This window comes from Paenibacillus macerans (assembly GCF_050565405.1).
GTDB lineage: Bacteria > Bacillota > Bacilli > Paenibacillales > Paenibacillaceae > Fontibacillus > Fontibacillus macerans_B.
In genome coordinates this window covers 32,888-50,839 of sequence record NZ_JBNYYG010000026.1, presented here as the reverse complement: position 1 = coordinate 50,839, position 17,952 = coordinate 32,888, and the positions used below count along the sequence as shown (strand labels likewise).

At 49.9% G+C, this 17,952-nt stretch carries 10 protein-coding genes; 1 reads left to right on the top strand and 9 read right to left on the bottom strand.

Annotated features, from left to right (window positions below; genetic code table 11):
* Positions 1 to 148 precede the first annotated feature (148 nt).
* From ACQ4N8_RS16345 to ACQ4N8_RS16310, 8 genes are all read right to left on the bottom strand, one after another.
* Entirely contained in the window at positions 149 to 4,759 is a 4,611-nt protein-coding gene (locus tag ACQ4N8_RS16345; protein ID WP_430705413.1) for a glycosyl hydrolase family 28 protein, read from the bottom strand.
* Between the two features lie 38 nt (positions 4,760 to 4,797).
* Complete coding sequence (locus ACQ4N8_RS16340; RefSeq protein ID WP_430705412.1) at positions 4,798 to 6,645, bottom strand: glycoside hydrolase family 97 catalytic domain-containing protein; 1,848 nt, start codon at positions 6,643 to 6,645, stop codon at positions 4,798 to 4,800.
* Between the two features lie 144 nt (positions 6,646 to 6,789).
* Entirely contained in the window at positions 6,790 to 8,406 is a 1,617-nt protein-coding gene (locus ACQ4N8_RS16335) for an extracellular solute-binding protein (protein WP_430705411.1), read from the bottom strand.
* A gap of 78 nt (positions 8,407 to 8,484) precedes the next feature.
* Positions 8,485 to 9,372: a carbohydrate ABC transporter permease gene (locus tag ACQ4N8_RS16330; protein WP_430705410.1), complete on the bottom strand. Its 888-nt coding sequence runs from the start codon at positions 9,370 to 9,372 to the stop codon at positions 8,485 to 8,487.
* 12 nt (positions 9,373 to 9,384) lie between these two features.
* Positions 9,385 to 10,341 (bottom strand): ABC transporter permease, encoded by a 957-nt coding sequence (locus ACQ4N8_RS16325; protein ID WP_430705409.1) that lies wholly within the window; start codon positions 10,339 to 10,341, stop codon positions 9,385 to 9,387.
* Between the two features lie 190 nt (positions 10,342 to 10,531).
* Complete coding sequence (locus ACQ4N8_RS16320) at positions 10,532 to 12,166, bottom strand: response regulator transcription factor (RefSeq protein WP_430705408.1); 1,635 nt, start codon at positions 12,164 to 12,166, stop codon at positions 10,532 to 10,534.
* The gene (locus tag ACQ4N8_RS16315; RefSeq protein ID WP_430705407.1) at positions 12,141 to 13,928 is read right to left on the bottom strand and encodes a cache domain-containing sensor histidine kinase; all 1,788 of its coding nucleotides are present in this window, start codon (positions 13,926 to 13,928) and stop codon (positions 12,141 to 12,143) included. The genes ACQ4N8_RS16320 and ACQ4N8_RS16315 overlap by 26 nt, the downstream gene beginning before the upstream one ends.
* Before the next feature lie 117 nt (positions 13,929 to 14,045).
* Positions 14,046 to 15,197: a glycoside hydrolase family 88 protein gene (locus ACQ4N8_RS16310; RefSeq protein WP_430705405.1), complete on the bottom strand. Its 1,152-nt coding sequence runs from the start codon at positions 15,195 to 15,197 to the stop codon at positions 14,046 to 14,048.
* 161 nt (positions 15,198 to 15,358) lie between these two features.
* On the opposite strand from ACQ4N8_RS16310, the gene ACQ4N8_RS16305 reads away from it, so the two are divergent.
* Positions 15,359 to 16,240 (top strand): AraC family transcriptional regulator, encoded by an 882-nt coding sequence (locus tag ACQ4N8_RS16305; RefSeq protein WP_430705404.1) that lies wholly within the window; start codon positions 15,359 to 15,361, stop codon positions 16,238 to 16,240.
* Positions 16,241 to 16,405: 165 nt separating this feature from the next.
* Here the strand turns inward: ACQ4N8_RS16305 and ACQ4N8_RS16300 are convergent, their stop codons facing one another.
* Positions 16,406 to 17,764, bottom strand: coding sequence for an RICIN domain-containing protein (locus ACQ4N8_RS16300; protein WP_430705403.1), 1,359 nt, complete (start codon positions 17,762 to 17,764; stop codon positions 16,406 to 16,408).
* Positions 17,765 to 17,952: the final 188 nt, after the last annotated feature.

Sequence of the window (17,952 nt, the reverse complement as noted above, 5' to 3'; positions counted from 1 at the left end):
TCTTATCATCTTATTTTGGCCGCTGCGCTCCTTGTACACCTGATTGACCTCGTCTGTCAGGACTTGGCCGCCTGATTGCAGCCATTGCGCCTTGAATGTGTCCAAATCGGAATCCGCATTCTCTTCGCCGATGATCGCTTTGATCGGATCATTCCATTTCTGAAATTCGTTCCATTCCGAGCAACTTCATTCCGTACGTGCCGGGCATCGCCTCCAATCTGATCCAATGCCGCTCGGTTTGAAGAACGAAGGCCCCCCCTGCTTCGGTTTCCGTCCGCAATGCCGACGCGCCACGTTCCTTCGGATACAGCACGGTCAGGAATCCATTCTTCGCTTCCGCCACCGCCCGGATATAGCTCATCATGGAGAAGCTGCTGCCCTGGCTGCCGAAGAAAGGCGTGGATCGTCCTTGCTCCAACTGGATGGACGTCACAGGAGCAAGGAACACGGTCTCCAGATCCACCCCGTAAGTCCCTTGCGAATACACGCGATTCCCTTCAACGGTCGCTCGCTCTGCGGCTACGGGAAGGCTGAACAGCACCGAGCCGGCAAAGTTCTCTACCGTATCCCGGATGAGATACAGATCCGGCTCCCGAATATACGTGACATGCCGGACATGCCGGCCTGCGCCTTCCGGATTGGCAATCTCGATCGTGATGCTCTCCATTACGTCGCCAAAGGACCGTTCCAGCACCTTGCTCGTCCTAGGCACATCCGCCCACCCCCGCTCGAGGCTGTAGGTTCCGGCGGACAAATTGATAGCTCCCCCAGCGGTGATCGGCCTGTCGTTTCGCCGGGTGGCGAACTGCAGGCAAGCGTGCGAATAGGAGCTGATATGCCATGGCGTGCTGCTGTCGAAGTACCCTTCGATTCCCGAATCCATGACCAGGGGGATCGAGTTCTTGTACAGAATGAAGGACCCTTGGTCCAGGTGCCCATGACCGATGCGCTTGGGACTCGACATGATGGCAAAGTAGCTTTCCCTGCCGCTACCGAAGTCCTTGCGAAAAACGGTAATGCCCGCATCGGGATATTCACCTGTAGACACAAGCGACAGGGAAGAGGAGGGCTTATACGCATCCCCTTCGCCCAGAATGTTCTCCAAAGCGACGCTTTCTCCCCAAAACCTTTTGAAAGGCTTGCCGGCCGCATTCCACGTATGGTACATTCTGTCGGCTAACTCTCGGTCCAGCTTGGCCGCATCCGACAGATATGTGGCCATCATGCCGAATTCCGCGCCTCCACCCAAGGCGTGGTCGCCGAAGGGCGGCGTGCCGATTCGTCCGTCAAAATACGTATACCCAGGCGTCTGCATGTCGATGCTGAAGCCGAACATGGGCAGCAAAGGCGTATCGGCGAACCAGTTCTCGCCCAATACGTTGTCCGCGACTTTAGCGTAGCCGGCAAAACGCTCTAACGCCGCGTGGTGGTAGCGGATGGATTCAGGCCACGACGAATCCGGGTTCACATTCAACTCCAATTGGGCCTTCAAAATAAAATGGGCATTGTTCAACCAAGTAAGTCGGTTAGGGAAATCCGGCAAGGCCATCATCATATACGCGGTGCCCGCGCACATGTCCGTCTGCCAGTTGCTGCAGCCCTCCTGGGCTTCGAACGGAGTCCATTCGGTACGGTCCCGCAGGTCCAGCATGTACCGCAGCATATATTCCGTCAGTGCATAGAAGCGCGCTTTCTCCTCTTCGGCAAAGACACCGGCGTTCCGAATCAAAGAGTAGCTTACCGCTGCCGCGCACAGCATCCTCCCTCCTTGAACGGCGCCATAGCTGTCGCTGCCCTCCGGACGCAGGTTGGTCGCCATCCAATGCTCCGCTCCCTGACAGAAATCATGGAAAATGTATAGGAGCTGGTTCTTGACCTTGTGAGCCAACGCTAAATCCCCTGTCAGCGCGTATTGAATGGCGTCACATTGCATGGGAAGCAAGAAGCCTCCTCCGGGCAATGAGGACTTGCGATTGAAGTAGCAGCTGTAGACGCCGATCACCTGATCGGTCCGATTCTTAAACGTGATCACCGCCTTCAGACCACGCTTGAGCTTCCCGTCCAGCTTGGCTTGGAAGGTCAGCGTGTAATCCCCTTCGCCATCTACCTCGACATCTTGCGTACATGTCCATGCCCCTTCGTCTTGCCCGGTCGGGTTACATATATAAAGCGAACGATTAGCTCCCTTTTTCGGGCTTGAAGCGTGAACCTGCGAAGACGGATTGGACACCTCCGGCCGCTTCCGATCCCCGCCGCCGCAGAAGGGGTACCGGCTCTCCCACTCCATAACGGGATTGCCCCTCATAGACTGGGGCCGCCAGGCGATGGGCTCCTCTTCTCCTTCGTCGAAGCCGCCGTTGGGAATGTCCAGGTTGTCGCCGCTTGCTGACAGAATCTCCACATTGTCGATCCAGACATGACCCAGTCCCGCTTGTTCGTTCTCCTCCGCCGGCAGTACAATTGAGACGTTTGCTTTCGTTGCTCCGGCCGGCGCTCTGAAGTTGATGAGCTTATCTGTGGAGCTCCACAAATAAAAGTGCTTGTTCATCTCCTCATAGTTGTCTTCTCCGCTCATGATGAGAGATATGGCGCGTTCGATGTCCTCCGGGCTATACTTCTCCGAGATCCGGGTAATCTGTTCATATTGCCCCTGAAGCAGTGGGTCGGCGGCGACGTTGGTCTTCACTCGCTCCAGCCCCTCTTGGGTCAGATATAGGGAAGCCGCCGAATCGACATCGGTTCGCAGCACCCGGGAGTGGCGGAATTCACGGAGACGGTCGAAGCAAACCGCGGCCTCTTTCGCCAGCGCGGCGAGGTTGCTGTATTCCGGTTGAAGGTTAGTGCGCATCGCGTCCTCAACCTTGCGGACTGCTTCTTCCAAGCGCATTGCCGCTTCCCGGCAGTAGCACCCCGGCGCCTTTCCCAGGCGGGACTGGCTGAGCAATTCCCGAGCTTTGCCTACGGCCAGCGCAGCCCTTTCCCGCACTGCATCGAGGCCGCCGCTGCGAAGATCCTGGCCTTCAAACCATTCCAAAGCCGCCTTTAGCCCATAGCGGCTGTAAACGCTCCCCCTGTCCTTGAACGGAGGCACCATGGTGTACCGTTCCAAGGCAAACTGCGCCGCCTCTTCCTCCCGAGGCAAGAAGAATTCCCGATTCCGGATGAACGGAAGCCGTGCGTGGCCTGCCAAAGCCTCTTTGGCAGGGCGAAGCATATCCACTAGTGCCAGCTTAGCTCCTTCCGTATAATAGCACCCGTTCTCTTCGAGCTGCCGCTCGGCCCGGTCGACCAGCGCTTGCAACTCCTCTCGAACGGTCCGACCTGACCGTTCGAGAGATATGCGAGTTGCATGCTCATTAACATCGAAACAATCCGGATCAAGATCACTCAGGTAGGCTCCATTGATCCGAACATCAATAAACCGAACGCCGGTCACTCCCCGTTCCGCGTTATACCCGTGTATCCGGGACGGATATGGTTTTCTTCCATTATAAGTGATATTCCTAAAGACAATATTCTCGATCGCCCTGCCCGGCACGGGGTTATACTTCTCGTTCCAGAGTACCCGAATATCGAATAATTGACACGTCTCGATGTCTTCTATCCGGATATTCTCATAAACGACATCCCTTACGATATTGTTGTCGCCCGCATTAATCGACAGGGCTCCGCGATAACCGGGTTGAGGCTCATGATGCTCCAGCACATCGATGTTCTCGAACCGGATATCGTGAATCGTATCTCCATTCTCCAGGTGGTTCCCGTGGCCCCCCATATTCAAGGCATGGGCTACATCCGCCCACAAGATAGAATTCCGGACCCTTATATGGCTTGAGTTTCCCTTGTATTGCCATCGGCTTCCGTAAATTGCGATGCAATCGTCGGAATTGCGCATGAAGACGTCGTCGATCTCGATGCGAGAGCTGGCCATGATGTCAATCCCGTCAGACCAGCCGCGGGTGCTGAAGGCTTTGAAGTTCCGGATTGTGATATTCTCTGACTGCCCGATGTAAATGCTGTAATGAGGGGGATCCACCGCGATAACACCTTCGACAAGGACGTTGCGCGAAAATTGCAGCCGTATCGCTCGAAAGGCCGAGAAACGGTGAAAAGGTTCCAGATGGATGATGCCTCGACCGCGAATCGTCACATTCTCTGCATGCGTACAGACGAGGGAACCCATCAATACCGCTCCTCCGGCAAGATAGACCGTGGTATCGGACGGGATATGTAGAAGCGTCTCCTCAATCCAATGCATTCCTGGAGCGAAATAGACGACGTTCGGCGTGCTTGACAATCTGTTAACGTTCTGGATCATCGCCTCCAGATGGTCTTGGCGATGAATGCCCGGCTCTATGACCGCCACATTCTCTCCGGACAGATCCGGTGCGTCCTTCTCTAAGGGATTAGCAAACAAATGCAGGTTATGGAATCGATCTCCGTTCACTTCAACGGACAGCTTGCATGGACGATCCAAGCGAAACAGAAGTGAATTCCCATGGCGCTCGTACTCGATTCCCACCGAAAGGGGACGAATGACGGCTTCACGAATGTTCTCTCGAAGACTGACAACCTCAACCTCCACTTCCCCCTCCATATCGAAATAAACCATCGAGGCTTCCCGTGTCTCATGCATATCTACCTTTACGCAATAAACGAACAACTCCTGCCATTCGCCATCAGGAACTCTAACCCGAACGGTGAAGTCATCCTTGCCTGGCGCACCAGCCGGTGCGGGATACACGACTATTCTATTCATACTTTTCCTCCAAACGCAGCTTCATGGCTCAAGAATCGTTACATGGGTTTCAAGTAAAGAGCGACTCCTCCCGAACCAAGCATCTTCAATTCCAACACGGATTCCTTCGTGACGTCCGCGGATCGAATACCCACCTTTGTTCGGGTATCCAGTTCCGGCCTATCTTCATAGATTCGCACGGCGTACTTCACTCCGGCTTGCAGAAAGGAGAGCGGAATGTGCAGCGTGCGAGCGTTCTCATTGTTAATGCAGCCGATGAACCATTCCTCGTCCTTGCGTCTGGCCATCGCGACATACTCCCCAATCTCGCCCGCAATTCCGACGGTCTCGTCCCAGGCGACCGGCAACTTCTCCCAGAATTCGATCTCCGGCTCCCCGTTCCAATCCGATGGCTTATCATACCAAAACATCATCTGCATCGGGCTATAGACGATAACGCCCATCGCCAACATGTGCGCGTGGGTTACTTTCAATCGCTTGTCGAAATAACAAAGCGTGTAATCGCCGGCGCCGGCCGGAAACCGCACGAACGGCAAGGTGGCATTATGCGTGGCTGTCGGAAAATGCTCGTTGCCGCGAATCCCTTCTTGCGTCAGCAGGTTGGGGTAAGTCCGTGAAAGACCGGTTGGGCGATAGGCGTCGTGAACGTTAACCATCAAGCCGTACGCATGACATTTCTTGACAGCCTCTACCAACCACCGCGTCCATTCCTGGGGCCCGACTTTTACAAAGCCCAATTTGATGCCGACGATCCCCCACTCCTTCCAGACGGGCAAGGCCTCATCGAGATAGGGCTCGGCAGCGGTTCTATCCACATACAGGAATACGCCAACCCCTCTCTCTTTGCCATAAGCAACGACTTTCTTTAGATCGAGATCGCGATCGGGATCTTCCCTTCTCGGATCGATAGCCCTATTCTCCGAATCAAGCGAACCATACCAGCCCCCGTCAAACAGCACATATTGAAGGCCATGATCCGCGCAAAAATCGATACATTGGAATGCGCTCGAGGTAGACAACTGTATATCCCGCAATGCCTTCCCTGGCTTTACATAGGGAAATGCTTCGTTATTGCCGGGCTCGCTCAGATTTAGAACGAGGTTGCTCCGGCCCAACAATTCCGCCGCATGATCCGCGAGGATAAACATACGCCAAGGCGTCGCAAAAGGCGTTCGTCCTACGACAGGGGAATCCATGCTGTCCTCTTCGTCCTCATTTAAGGTGAAACCGTAACCTACGTATTCATCCTCGCTGTAAAATCCGCACAAATGTCCGGACAGATGCACTTTTAAAGTGTTGTCCGCCTGCTCGTCCCGAACCATGAGCATTCTGGCATAATCGCTTAATCCGGCTTCATGAACGAGAACATAGCCGCCTTCAGGCAACCGCACGGCGAATGGACGTTCACAATATCCGCTCACATCGCCTACCGGTTTGACGAAGTAATTCCCTTCTACCCCATGCTCCTCCCAAGCTATGCTACCTTGCGGAAATGCAAATCGGGTCTCTTCTTCAACAAGTGTAAATTCCTTGATGAGCTCCTGCTCCGGTATCACGTATTGAAAGGCGGTTCCCTCCGAATAGGCCCGCAGATGAACTTCCATAAATCTCCCGCAACCATCCTCCAAGCAGACGATGGCTTCCTCGTAAGAGGCGTCTATCTCGGCACGCTCTCCGTATAAAGGGTTCCATGAGCCCTCCCTATTGTTTTTGGTTACGCTCCTTACTTTAAAACCACCGGATAAAGAAAGGTCCTTGGCCAAGCGAAGCCCCAGTCTTGAAGGCAATATAACCGTAGACCCGTGACGCTTAACGGTGTACCATATTTGTCCCCATTCATCCACATCAAGTTCAATACTATTCCCTCCATGCCTTGCTTCTATCATGATGTACCCTCTCTCCATAATGAGTATTAACTTTCTTCTTAGAATAATTTTATAGGCAGAAGAAGCTGTCAAACCGTGTTTGACTTCTCCTTCTGCCCAATAGAGATTAACTCACAACATCAGATAAGCGGCCCGGTGAGCCTATCATTGCTTCCAATCCTTCAGATAAAGCCGATTTACGGCTTCCGTCATATCATTGCCGCCTTGCTTTTTCCACTGCTCTACAAATGCGTCGTAGTCTTCCAGCGACTTCCTGCCAATGATGATCTGAGTATACAATGTCATCCACTGGTCGAACATCGCTTTGTTCAAGACGTTCAGATCTTCGCCCGATGGCGAGGTAATAGGACCCGGAGGAGTGGTTACAGTTACGGCCAGGTTATTCTCCCCGTAAACGCCATTCGGATCTTCAATCAATGTGGCCAACTGGTCTTTAACGGCGTTCGGCATGAATTCCTTTGCCAAATCCCAGTCATTTCCAAGCTGGGACAAGGCTCCCATCCAACCGAAACCTTCTTTTTGCTTGGCATCGTCATTGTTCAGTTCCGCCTTGACAACCGGGAGGCCATCGACGTAATCGAACGTTTTCCCTTCGATTCCATAATTCCGCAGGATGATCACATCTTTGCTTAACATTTTATTGACGACTTCCATTGCAGCATGCAGTTTGTCCCGATCCTTTTCCAAATGGCTTCCGAACGCCAGGAAATTGGTCCCGTTCAACAAATCGGACGCTACATAAATGGGCTTATCCCCCTGGTTCAATGCCGGATATGGCCCCCAGTCAAGCTGAATTTCCGGAATTTGCGCAGCGGCCAAGTCGGGCGGAGAGCCAGGGATATACGGCGGTTTTACGACATTGCCCGTTGTGCTGGCCACTTGCAGGAAGATCGTGTTGCCATTATAAAATTCATTGCTGTAAACATTGGAGTCCATGGTCACCCACTCCGGGTTAATATACCCGTCTTTATACCATTGCTGCAATTGAGCCAGAGCATCCCTCATTTCGGGCATAAGAGGACCATACATCAGCTTTCCGTCTTTCAGATGCCAACCATCAACGGATACGCCGTACGCCGCCATCTCCCACCGGAATGCCCCGACAAGCCAGTCCTTACCTCTGGCCGCGATAGGATATTTGTCCGGATATTTCTCTTTGTAGGCCTTGAACACGTCATCCCAATCCGCGATCGTCTGCGGCATCGACTTTCCGAGAGAATCCAACAGGTCGGTACGAACAATCATTCCGTACGGCGTCTGCAGGAGTTGTTGCCCAACACCCACTCCGGCGAACTTGCCATCCACCATCATGCGCGAGAACATACTTTCCTTTGAATAACCGTTGTTTTCGAAGTTTTTAAGTGCCAGGTTATACACGTCCGGCATGTACTGTTTAAACTCGTCTTCCGTAAATTTTGCCGTTGCCTTTTCCAACACGATTTGATTGCTCCAGGTCAAGAAGATATCCGGCAAATCTTGGGCCGACAGAAGCAATTGAATTTTGGCGAGATAATCCGCGTCGGGAACCCCCGTCACCTCCAGCGTATGGCCCCCCAGATTCTCGTTAATCTTCTTCATGACCTCAGAATCCATATTTGGCGTGAGGCGCATTCCGAGCATCTTGAAGTTGTAGTTCTTACTCATTGGTGTTGTCGAAGAATCGGATGTCGAAGACTTGTTATCCTTGCCCGAGCAGCCAGCCAGCGCACCAACCAACATAACTGCCGCAAGGGATGCGACAATCATCCGTTTGATTAACAAACGCATTACCCCCTTTAATTTTGTAATAAATATATTATAACGACATTGTCGCTATAAACGGTTTAAAGAAACGGAGAATCATCCCTTTACGGCCCCGATCATGATGCCCTTCACAAAATATTTCTGCAAAAAGGGATACACGAACAGAATAGGAGTAACAACGAGCATTAAGATCGCAGCCTTGACCGATTCCGGCGTATAATGACTGCCTTCCGACGCCAGGTCCAAAAGTACGCTTGTATCTGTCATCATATTTGCATCCTGCAGGACTTCCCTGAGCAGCATCTGCAGTACCTTAATCTGTCCGTTGGTGTTATAGATCAAGGCATCGAACCATGAGTTCCAATGGAAGACCATCGTCCACAAGGCTACGGTCGCCAAGACCGGAGTTGAAAGAGGTATAATAATTTTGTAAAAGACATACATATCATTAGCTCCGTCGATCTTTGCGCTTTCCTCTACTTCCTCCGGGATCGATACAAAAAAGTTTCGAATGATCAAGATGTTCCAAGCACTGCATAAACCCGGAAGAACCAAGGCCCAAATCGTATTGGTCAAATGAAGATCCCGCACTAGCAAGAAGGTAGGAACCAAACCTCCGCTAAAAAACATCGTGAATACGACAAGCCCCATCCATAGAGGACGCCCATAAAACCCTTTTTTGGAGAGCGGATAAGCCATCATGGCCGTTACCAATAGCGTCAGAAACGTTCCCAGAACCGTCCTCAAAATGGTCCAAAAATACGCTTTCAAGATTGTGCCGCCGGCAAAAATTCGTTTATACGCATCCATGGTCGGGCTTTCCGGGAATAGATGCAGACCAATCTTATTTGCTTCTCCCGGCGGACTAAAGGAGATGACGATCTGTTGCCAGAAAGGAAACACGATCGTAAGGCATAAGGCAATCATGAACACGGCGTTGAACAGATCAAAGGTTTTCTCGGACAAACTTTTTCTAATTTTCATCTTAGTATCCCCTTACCAAATGCTGCGTTCCGTAAACTTGCCGACCACCCAATTGGCTGAGACCACCAATACGGCCCCGATGATCGACTTGCACAAGCTTACGGCCGTCGAAAAGCTATATTCAAAGTTTTCCAAGCCAATACGATAGACATACGTGTCGATAATATCCGATACGTTATATACGGCTGGCGAGTACAAATTAAAAATTTGATCGAAGCCGCCGTCCAAAATATTTCCCAGCCGGAGTATAAACATCATGGAGATAATGGGGATCAGGCTAGGCAGTGTGATATACAGGCATTGCTTAAATCGACCCGCGCCGTCAATCCTTGCCGCTTCATACATCTCGCTCCCAACACCTGCGAGAGCGGCCAAATAAATAATGCTCCCATACCCGATTTCTTTCCAAATGTCCGTACCGATCAGAATCGGGACGAAGGTATCTGTATCCGCCAGCGGAACTCCCGTTTCCCATCCGAACAAATTGTATATATACCCATAAAGTCCATAACTGGGGGAAAAAATTTGAAACGCAACCCCCGCCACAACGACCCAGGACAGAAAGTGGGGGAGATAAGATATCGTTTGCAGCGTTCTTTTAAAAAACATGTGCGTGATCTCGTTTAATAATAAAGCGAATATGATCGGGGCCGGAAAACCGAGAATGATCTTTAAAAGACTGATTTTTAATGTATTTTCGATCAAAGTGAGGATATAGGGCGTCTCTAACATTCGCTGGAAGTACTTCAGCCCTGCCCAGGGACTGTGCATGATGCCAAGGATCGGATCATATTCTTTGAACGCAATGGTTACCCCATACATCGGGTAATATTTAAAAATAAAAAAGTAAACCAAGCCCGGCAGAAGCAACAGGAAGAGATATCTTTGCTTTACGATTTTCGCGATAGGCGTCGGAAGGGTCGGGCCTTGTCGCTTCCCTGCGCTTGTTGTCATTTCTCTCGCTTTCATTTTCTATCAACTCCTTGTGGGATAAGTGTAACAATGTCCCGGGTGTAATTGAATGATATTTTGTGGTGGTTTTCTTGATGTTTTGTGACTCCGGGATAAATTAGGAACCGCCGCCAAACACAAAAAACCACTCCCTTACCGTAGAGGGAGTGGTGCTTCCGACCGCTTTATGATTAGGTTTGCTTACTCTCTATCCTCGTACCCATTCCTTCGGCGAACTTCCCGTCACCTTCTTGAACATGCGACTGAAATGCTCAAAGTTGCTGTAGCCGCACTTTTCTGCGATTTCATACAGTTTGTACCGGCTTTCGACAATCAGTTCCTTGGCTTTGTCCAGTCGGATGCTATTCAAGTACTCGGGAAAAGTGACCCCAAGTTCCTTTTTGATAAGCCTGCTCAGTTGCGACCTGTTCATCCCTACCTCTTCGGCAACCGATTGAAGAGAAATATTTTGGGCGTAATGATCCTTGACATACACAATGACCCTAGAGACGGTATCATTATACGTGACGAACTGGCCGGCGATCACATTCAACAAGTTCTTGAGCCATTGGTTTAACTGCTCGACCGACCAGGTGTCGTAATTGTTATCGTCAAAGCTGGAGAGATAGCTGCCGCAAACCAGCGTCATGCCGTTGACCTCTGCAAACTCGTCGATCACGATCAAATACTTCTCGAAAAGTCTGGTAACCTCTCCGTACTCCGTTATATCGACTTCCGATTCCTCCAAACACAAAATCTCATACGCATTGCGCAAAAGGCCCGAATTCATGCTCTTTAACGCGCTCCGAAGGTATTCGACCCTTTCCGCGATTCGCATCGAGCGACTGCGGGACTTGTAACAAGCGTTTACGCCGCAAAGCAGCTTTCCCTGCCCATAAATAAACTTGGACCGGCACGCGGAGCAAGCGCCTTCGTACAGTTTTTTCAAGCTGGACGTATCCCCAGGCATCGGGCACAAGCCCCCCGATATTTTGACCTTCAAATAATTCGACAATGCTTCCTTCAATTGAACAAAAACCGTTTCGAACAGGTTAGAGCCAGATAGTGGCTCCGGCTGCGGCGCATAACAAACGACGACAAACTCCCCGGAAGAAGTATAGAAACAGTCCGCCGTATAAAAAGCGCGAATCACTTCGTCCATAATGTTCAGGACCGCAAACGAAAAAAACGGTTCGTCGCCATTCCATACGTTCTTCATCAAGCTGTTGAAATTATCCGCACTAATTTGCATGACTCTGCAAAATCCTTTGGTCATTTGGATATCCAGAGAGACCAGGTCCTTATGAAACAGATCTTCATCCTTCAGATATCCCCGTACGAGTTGATTCAACAAGCTTCCCTTTATATAATGCCTGTTTACGTACAACTCCCGACGGCTGTCGTCCGTCCGGCCGTGACCGACGACCTCGTCCGCCGGTTTGCCGAATGTTCTCTCTTCTTTGTCCGAATCGATCTCCTCCGCAAACTGATTAAGCAGCTGGATGAACACTTCCGGATTCAACTCGGTCTTTAAGATATATTCGTTGGAGCCCAGCTTGAAGGCTTCTCTAACCATATTGAACTCGTTGTACGAACTAAGTACGAGAATCTTCGCATTCGGATAAAACTCCCGGAAGCGGCGGATCAGCTCGATTCCGTCCATGACGGGCATCCGCAAATCCGTAATGAGGATGTCGATGTTCGCGTCTTTCGCCAGCTTGAGCGCTTCGCTTCCGTCCGCGGCCAGTCCGGCCAGACAGAAACCGGATTCCTGCCAAGGGATGATTGAGCTGAGCAACTCCAGTATTTTCTTATTGTCATCTACCAGCAGTATTCTTTTCATAGCGTGTTCCTCCGGTGTCTGTGGAAGTCTTCAAAACGATGATGGCCTTGGTGCCCCTTCCTTCCGATCTCTCGAAAAACAAACCGCTGTCTTCACCAAAGTACAGCTTGATCCGCCTGTTCACATTCATGATGCCAATACTGTTATAGGACATTCCATTCTGACGGTCATTTTCTTGAAGCCTTTTCATTGTCTCTTCGGTCATGCCCAATCCGTTGTCCTCAACGATCAGTTGCAGCCTATCATGATCCAGACGCGAAGAGATTCGAATCTCCGGGTCGCTCACCCCTGCTCCAAAGCCGTGAATGATCGTGTTTTCGACTAGCGGTTGAAGCAGCATGTTCGGGATCAAGCAGTTGACTGACGGCTCGCAGATCTCGTAAACCATTCTGATTTTCTCGTTGGACAGCACCTTCTGAATGTCTACGAAATCGCGAATGTTACACAGCTCCGTTTCCAGCGTAACCATCCGTCCCGCGTTGGCCAGTGTGCGTCTTAAAAGCCTTGACAGCTTCTGCAGCATCTCCGCCGTGTCCGGATCATGATTCGATACGGCGGACAGCCTGATCGTCGCTAATACATTGTGCAGAAAATGGGGATTGATCTGATATTGCAGCATGCTGAACTCGGTCTCGCTTCTTCTTCTTTCCTCTTGGATCAGTTTGTCCAGCAGTTCCTTGAGCTGAACGGCCATGAAATTCAAGCTTACTGCAATGCTGCCGAATTCGTCCCGGGATTTCACGTCCAGCCTCGTTTCAAAGTCGCCGGCCTGAATTTTTTTCATGGCTCCTTTGATTTGTTTGACGGGCTTGGAGACGTTTCTGGACAGAAGCAACGCAGTGATGACCAGAAATACAAATATCAGCAGAGAAACGCCCATCGTCGCAAACAGAATATTGCTCGTTTCTCCGATGATTTCTTTTCGCGGCATGACTTGTACAATTTTCAAATTCCAATTCGGCAAAGTATAATAAGCGATGACGAAGTCGCCGCTTTCCGATTCGTCTACATAATACCCGCTTGCATTGCTCTCATACGCCTTCCGGTATTTTGGCATATCCTTGATGTTGGTGAATATTTGGGATGAATCCGGCGATGCAATCACATGACCTTCGTTATCCGTAATGAACGACATTTCGTGTACATCGTCAATGAGGGTGGAAAAGCTTCGGATATCCATAAACAAAAACACGCTTCCCAAGTCCGTATTGGTAACCGAATTATAATCGATAAGCTCCCGGCCGTAACCGATATACAGGTCTTCCTCGCCGGGCTGGAGTCCCAACTCCAGCGCGCCTCCGAAATAAAGGGCACCGTTGGCGGCTTTGGTCTGAGTATAGATCGCATTTTGTTTGAATTTCTCTTCATCCAAAATGTCATTGCCATACTTATAGACCAGAACTTCATTTTTATATACCGTAAACGCTTTCACCATGTCATCCTCGAAAAATATAGCATCGAGGATATCTTTCAATTCCCGGTGGGCCTGTGTTGTATCATAGGATGTTTTATCGAAGCTGTTGGATTTGACAATATTCATGAATTCCGGCGTATATATGACCAAATCCATGTATTTTTTATAGGCTTGCATTTTAACTTCTAAATTTTTCGCTTTCTGTTCCAGTGAGTTCAAAACGGCGGCGCTGGTCTTCTCTTCTACGACGGAAGATGCCAGACGGTACGAATAGATCCCCATCGTCACAAGCGTCGGAATGAGAAGGCTGCAAAAGAACACCATTAGCCGAAAATTCATACTTCTCATGGGGAAATCTCCTTGAATTCAGTGAAAATACATGTACCCGTCAATTCAAGCTCATTTTAACATAATTTCTAGAACCCGTTCAGTGAGTTATCACTTTATCACAAATGGACGAGCGGGCTACCACAAATACAAATCGTTTCTTTTCAATTTAAAAATCGCTTCCATGAAATAAAAATCGCCGTATATGATCGGATGATGATGGTGTTTTGCGTGGTATGAAGCCGAGCCATATTGGATAAGCGCATCGGTTCGATCCGTCCAGTCACAGCGCAAATCCAAAGTTTTGAGCAGTTTAACTGCCGACTTCAGATACAGATCCTTCTCATGCTCGCCAACCGACTTTGCGAGTTCAATCAATCCGCACGCTGCAATGGCAGCTGCGGTGTCGTCTTCTAGCTTCGGTTCTGGGGGTTGCCTGAAATCGACCGGAATGATTCCGTCTTCCGGTATATTCGCTATGAAATAATGGGCAATTCGCTTAGCTGTATCTAAATATTCTTGCTTTCCCGTATACCGATAGCTCATCATAAAGCCGTACAGCCCCCAGGATTGACCTCTCGTCCAGGAGGATCCTTCCTCGTAACCCTGTCCGCCATATGTTCGAATGACCCCACCGTTAGTAGGATCAAATTCAACGATATGATTCACCGAGCCGTCCCGCCTCACAAACGCCTGCATAGTCGTGTCAGCGTGTTTTACGGCAATTTGAGCGAACCGGGGATCCCCCGTCTCTTCGGAGGCCCAATATAGCAGGGGAATATTCAACATACAGTCAATAATCGCCCATCCCCGCGTATCCCCTTCGTCCAGATCATTCCATGCCCGTATAAATCCGCCGGCCAAATTGAACCGGCCCGCCAATAAATTAGCCGCATGCAAAGCTCGCTTACGGGACTCCGCATTTCTCGTAACCTTATAATTCGCCACGCTGGTCGGAAGCCACATAAAGCCCACATCGTGATGCAGCCCGTAATAATCCGCAAAGCATTGGTCCAGTTTCTTCTCTGATACGGCAGCGATATCTTTGTACTTATCATCGCCAGTTTCATGATACATTAGCCACATCATGCCCGCCCAATACCCGTTCGTCCACCAATTGATACCATCTGCGACTGTTTTGGAAGGGTTATATGCCGATCGGTCGTCGTGTACCCCATTCAGAGTGGTGTAAGGAATCTTGTCGCGTGATTTCTCGCTAACCCACTCCATTTTCAACTTGAGTTTGTTCATTACCTCGTTAATCCAGTCGAATTCATTTACAATTAACATTGGGTTCTCTTCCTTTCTTAATACGGCTCCATTTGCCTTTTGCGTTTAAAGTATAACGCTGATTATCAAGCAATTGTTTTCAGTCTTAGTTGAAAAATGTTCAAATCTTGCCATGATCGCGCTATACTTGAACCACTAAATGATTAGTGGGAGCGATAGACATGCGTTATTTATTTGAACGGGTTCCCCTAAGCGATAAGCCGCTTATATGGGATCACTGCAATGTCTCAACAGGGCTTTTCTCCGGCTTCTATCATTGGCATCAATGCTGCGAGATCCTTGTCATTCACGAGGGAAATGGAACGATCATCGTCAATCAGAAAACATACGAGGTCCGGCGCAGTATGCTCTTTTTCTTCCAGCCGTTTCAGTTACACAAGGTTTATGCCAATATCAGCCCGGAACAACCTTATATTCGCTCCAAAATTCATTTCGACCCTTACGCATTCGAAGAGAAACTCCGCCCTTTCAGGTCGCTTCATTCCACTTTCATTGAATTATGGCAGGGTGACCACGCCTTGCCAGCTTTCAATCTAGGCGACACATTCGATTATTTGGAGCACGTTTTCGCCGTATATGAAAAGAATACTCAAGTAAGCGACTCAATAGGCGAGGCCGGTTTTGAATATTCGCTCATGCTTATTTTGCAAATTCTTAATGCCCTATCTTCCTTGCTTCAGCGGAATCAACCAGAAGGTACTCGTACGCTTAATCTGCGCCAAATGGGCTATGCCGAGCAGATTATGCAGTGGATCGAATCCCATTACCACGAGGATGTTAAGCTGGACGATATAGCTGAGGCGATGCATTTATCGAGATTTTACCTATCCCGTTTGTTTCAAAATGAAACGGGCAGCACTATTTCCCAATACCTTACCGCAAGAAGAATTAAAATAGCTTGCCGGTTACTTCAAATGACCTCACTGTCCATTGAACAAATAGGCCATAGAGTCGGTATCTCTAATCCGACTTATTTCATCCGCCTATTTAAAAAGGTGATTGGCACGACACCGTTGAAGTATCGCAAATTACTGCAAAAGTGACCAGTTTTTTGGAACGTCATTCATTTGATGGCAACAAGAAGCTAATCGAATGAGCTTGCGGCTGCGGCGGATTAAGATCCTTCGCGAGTTCAAAGACTATGTAACGGAGGGAGCCAGTTTGGCTCCCTCCGTTATGAGCGGCTTAATTTTACCAGAGTCCCTATATCAGTTTGCGATCTGCCATTGCTGGTTGGTGCTAGTGCCACTACTATATTGTCCAAGATCGGAGCCATTGGTCGTGCGGCCCACACCATCCAGATAGAGACCCGTTGCACGGTTTTGGAACCGTACATTATTGCCCGTTTTCACGATGGACCACTGCTGATTTGTACTGGTGCTGTCTTCCCATTGTCCGACAATGGAACCGTTCTCCGTACGCCCCATGCCGTCCAGATAGAGTCCGGTCGCAACATTTTTAAACCGCAAATAATTCCCGTCGGCTTCCTCAATCCACTGTTGATTGGTGCTGCTGCCGTTACTCCATTGACCGGCATTGGAGCCGTTGGTCGTGCGGCCCATGCCATCGATATACAAGCCGGTGGTGACGTTTCTCAATTTGACAGGCCCGCTGTTATACAACAGCGTAGTAAATGGCTGATGGTCGGTATGAATGCCTTCCGGGCGAAGCAATGCCGCTCTGGCTTTGGAATAGTACACCGGGTCGGAGGGGGTGGCATCGGCCAAACCTTTGACATTGTGGTAATGGTTCCAGACCATCTCATAGATCGGGCGGGTCTCGCCTCTGTTCCCCGAACCGATAACGGGCTCGTTCCTCCAACTGAAGGTATAGACCGGAGTGAACGGAACGTTATTGTCCCCGTTGTTGTACTTGGCCGTATACTCGAAGCCCTTCAGTATAATCCGGTTGGAATATTCGTATAGGTCTTCGAAGGAAGCATCTCCTTCATGTTGGTAATAGGACATCTGGGCCATCGTGGCCAGCATGCCGATTCCAAGCATCGTATGGGCTTGATCGCGTCCGCTCTCCTCGGCTTGGGCAAGGTTCGGATCGCTTGTCGGTTTCAAGTAGTTTGTGACCCTCCCGTTATGATTGCCGTTCTTGAATTCATTCACGGCTTCATTGTACATGGAGAGATCATTTGTCAGGATCCCGATGGCCATAATGGTAACCATCGCGGCGGTATCCTGATTTCCTCTGTAGTAATAAGGGTAGGAGCTGGGATTTTTGCCGTAGTGAGTATCCAGATAATCACGAAGCGCGGGATAGAAATAGTTGGCAAGCATATTCTTCACACTGGTTAACTTGCCGGCATTCACCCAAGCGCTGTCCGAACTCAATATATCCGCGGCCGCTGCGAACCGGTAGCCGGTCAATCCTGCCAACAACTGTTTTTCATCGCCTCCTACCACTGTATTCACCGTGCCGGACCAAGCATTCAAAATCTCTTCGGCCTTCAGCTTCGAATTATTGGCTTCAGTGGCGTTGCTCGATACCTTCCAGATAATAGCATGAACCAGCGCCGCTTCCGAATCGTCGAACATTTGACCGTTCCCCGAGTTCAACTCGGGGTGTCCTCCCCACCTTGCCGGTGCGGGCACGGGATGCGGAGTGTAAGTGGAAGAAGCAAATTTAGTCCCCTTATTCGCGTTCCACGAATCGATCCACGGGCTTACTCCAGCGGCCACCATAAGTTTTGCTCGATCAAAATCGGCTTGCGAATACAAAATTCCTTCATGAGTGAATGAAGAGG

Excerpts from the sequence above, each read along its gene's own strand:
- ACQ4N8_RS16330 (WP_430705410.1), bottom strand. The coding sequence starts at position 9,372 with ATGAAAATTAGAAAAAGTTTGTCCGAGAAAACCTTTGATCTGTTCAAC.
- ACQ4N8_RS16325 (WP_430705409.1), bottom strand. The coding sequence starts at position 10,341 with ATGAAAGCGAGAGAAATGACAACAAGCGCAGGGAAGCGACAAGGCCCG.
- ACQ4N8_RS16340 (WP_430705412.1), bottom strand. The coding sequence starts at position 6,645 with ATGATAGAAGCAAGGCATGGAGGGAATAGTATTGAACTTGATGTGGAT.
- ACQ4N8_RS16315 (WP_430705407.1), bottom strand. The coding sequence starts at position 13,928 with ATGAGAAGTATGAATTTTCGGCTAATGGTGTTCTTTTGCAGCCTTCTC.
- ACQ4N8_RS16345 (WP_430705413.1), bottom strand. The coding sequence starts at position 4,759 with ATGAATAGAATAGTCGTGTATCCCGCACCGGCTGGTGCGCCAGGCAAG.
- ACQ4N8_RS16305 (WP_430705404.1), top strand. The coding sequence starts at position 15,359 with ATGCGTTATTTATTTGAACGGGTTCCCCTAAGCGATAAGCCGCTTATA.
- ACQ4N8_RS16320 (WP_430705408.1), bottom strand. The coding sequence starts at position 12,166 with ATGAAAAGAATACTGCTGGTAGATGACAATAAGAAAATACTGGAGTTG.
- ACQ4N8_RS16310 (WP_430705405.1), bottom strand. The coding sequence starts at position 15,197 with ATGTTAATTGTAAATGAATTCGACTGGATTAACGAGGTAATGAACAAA.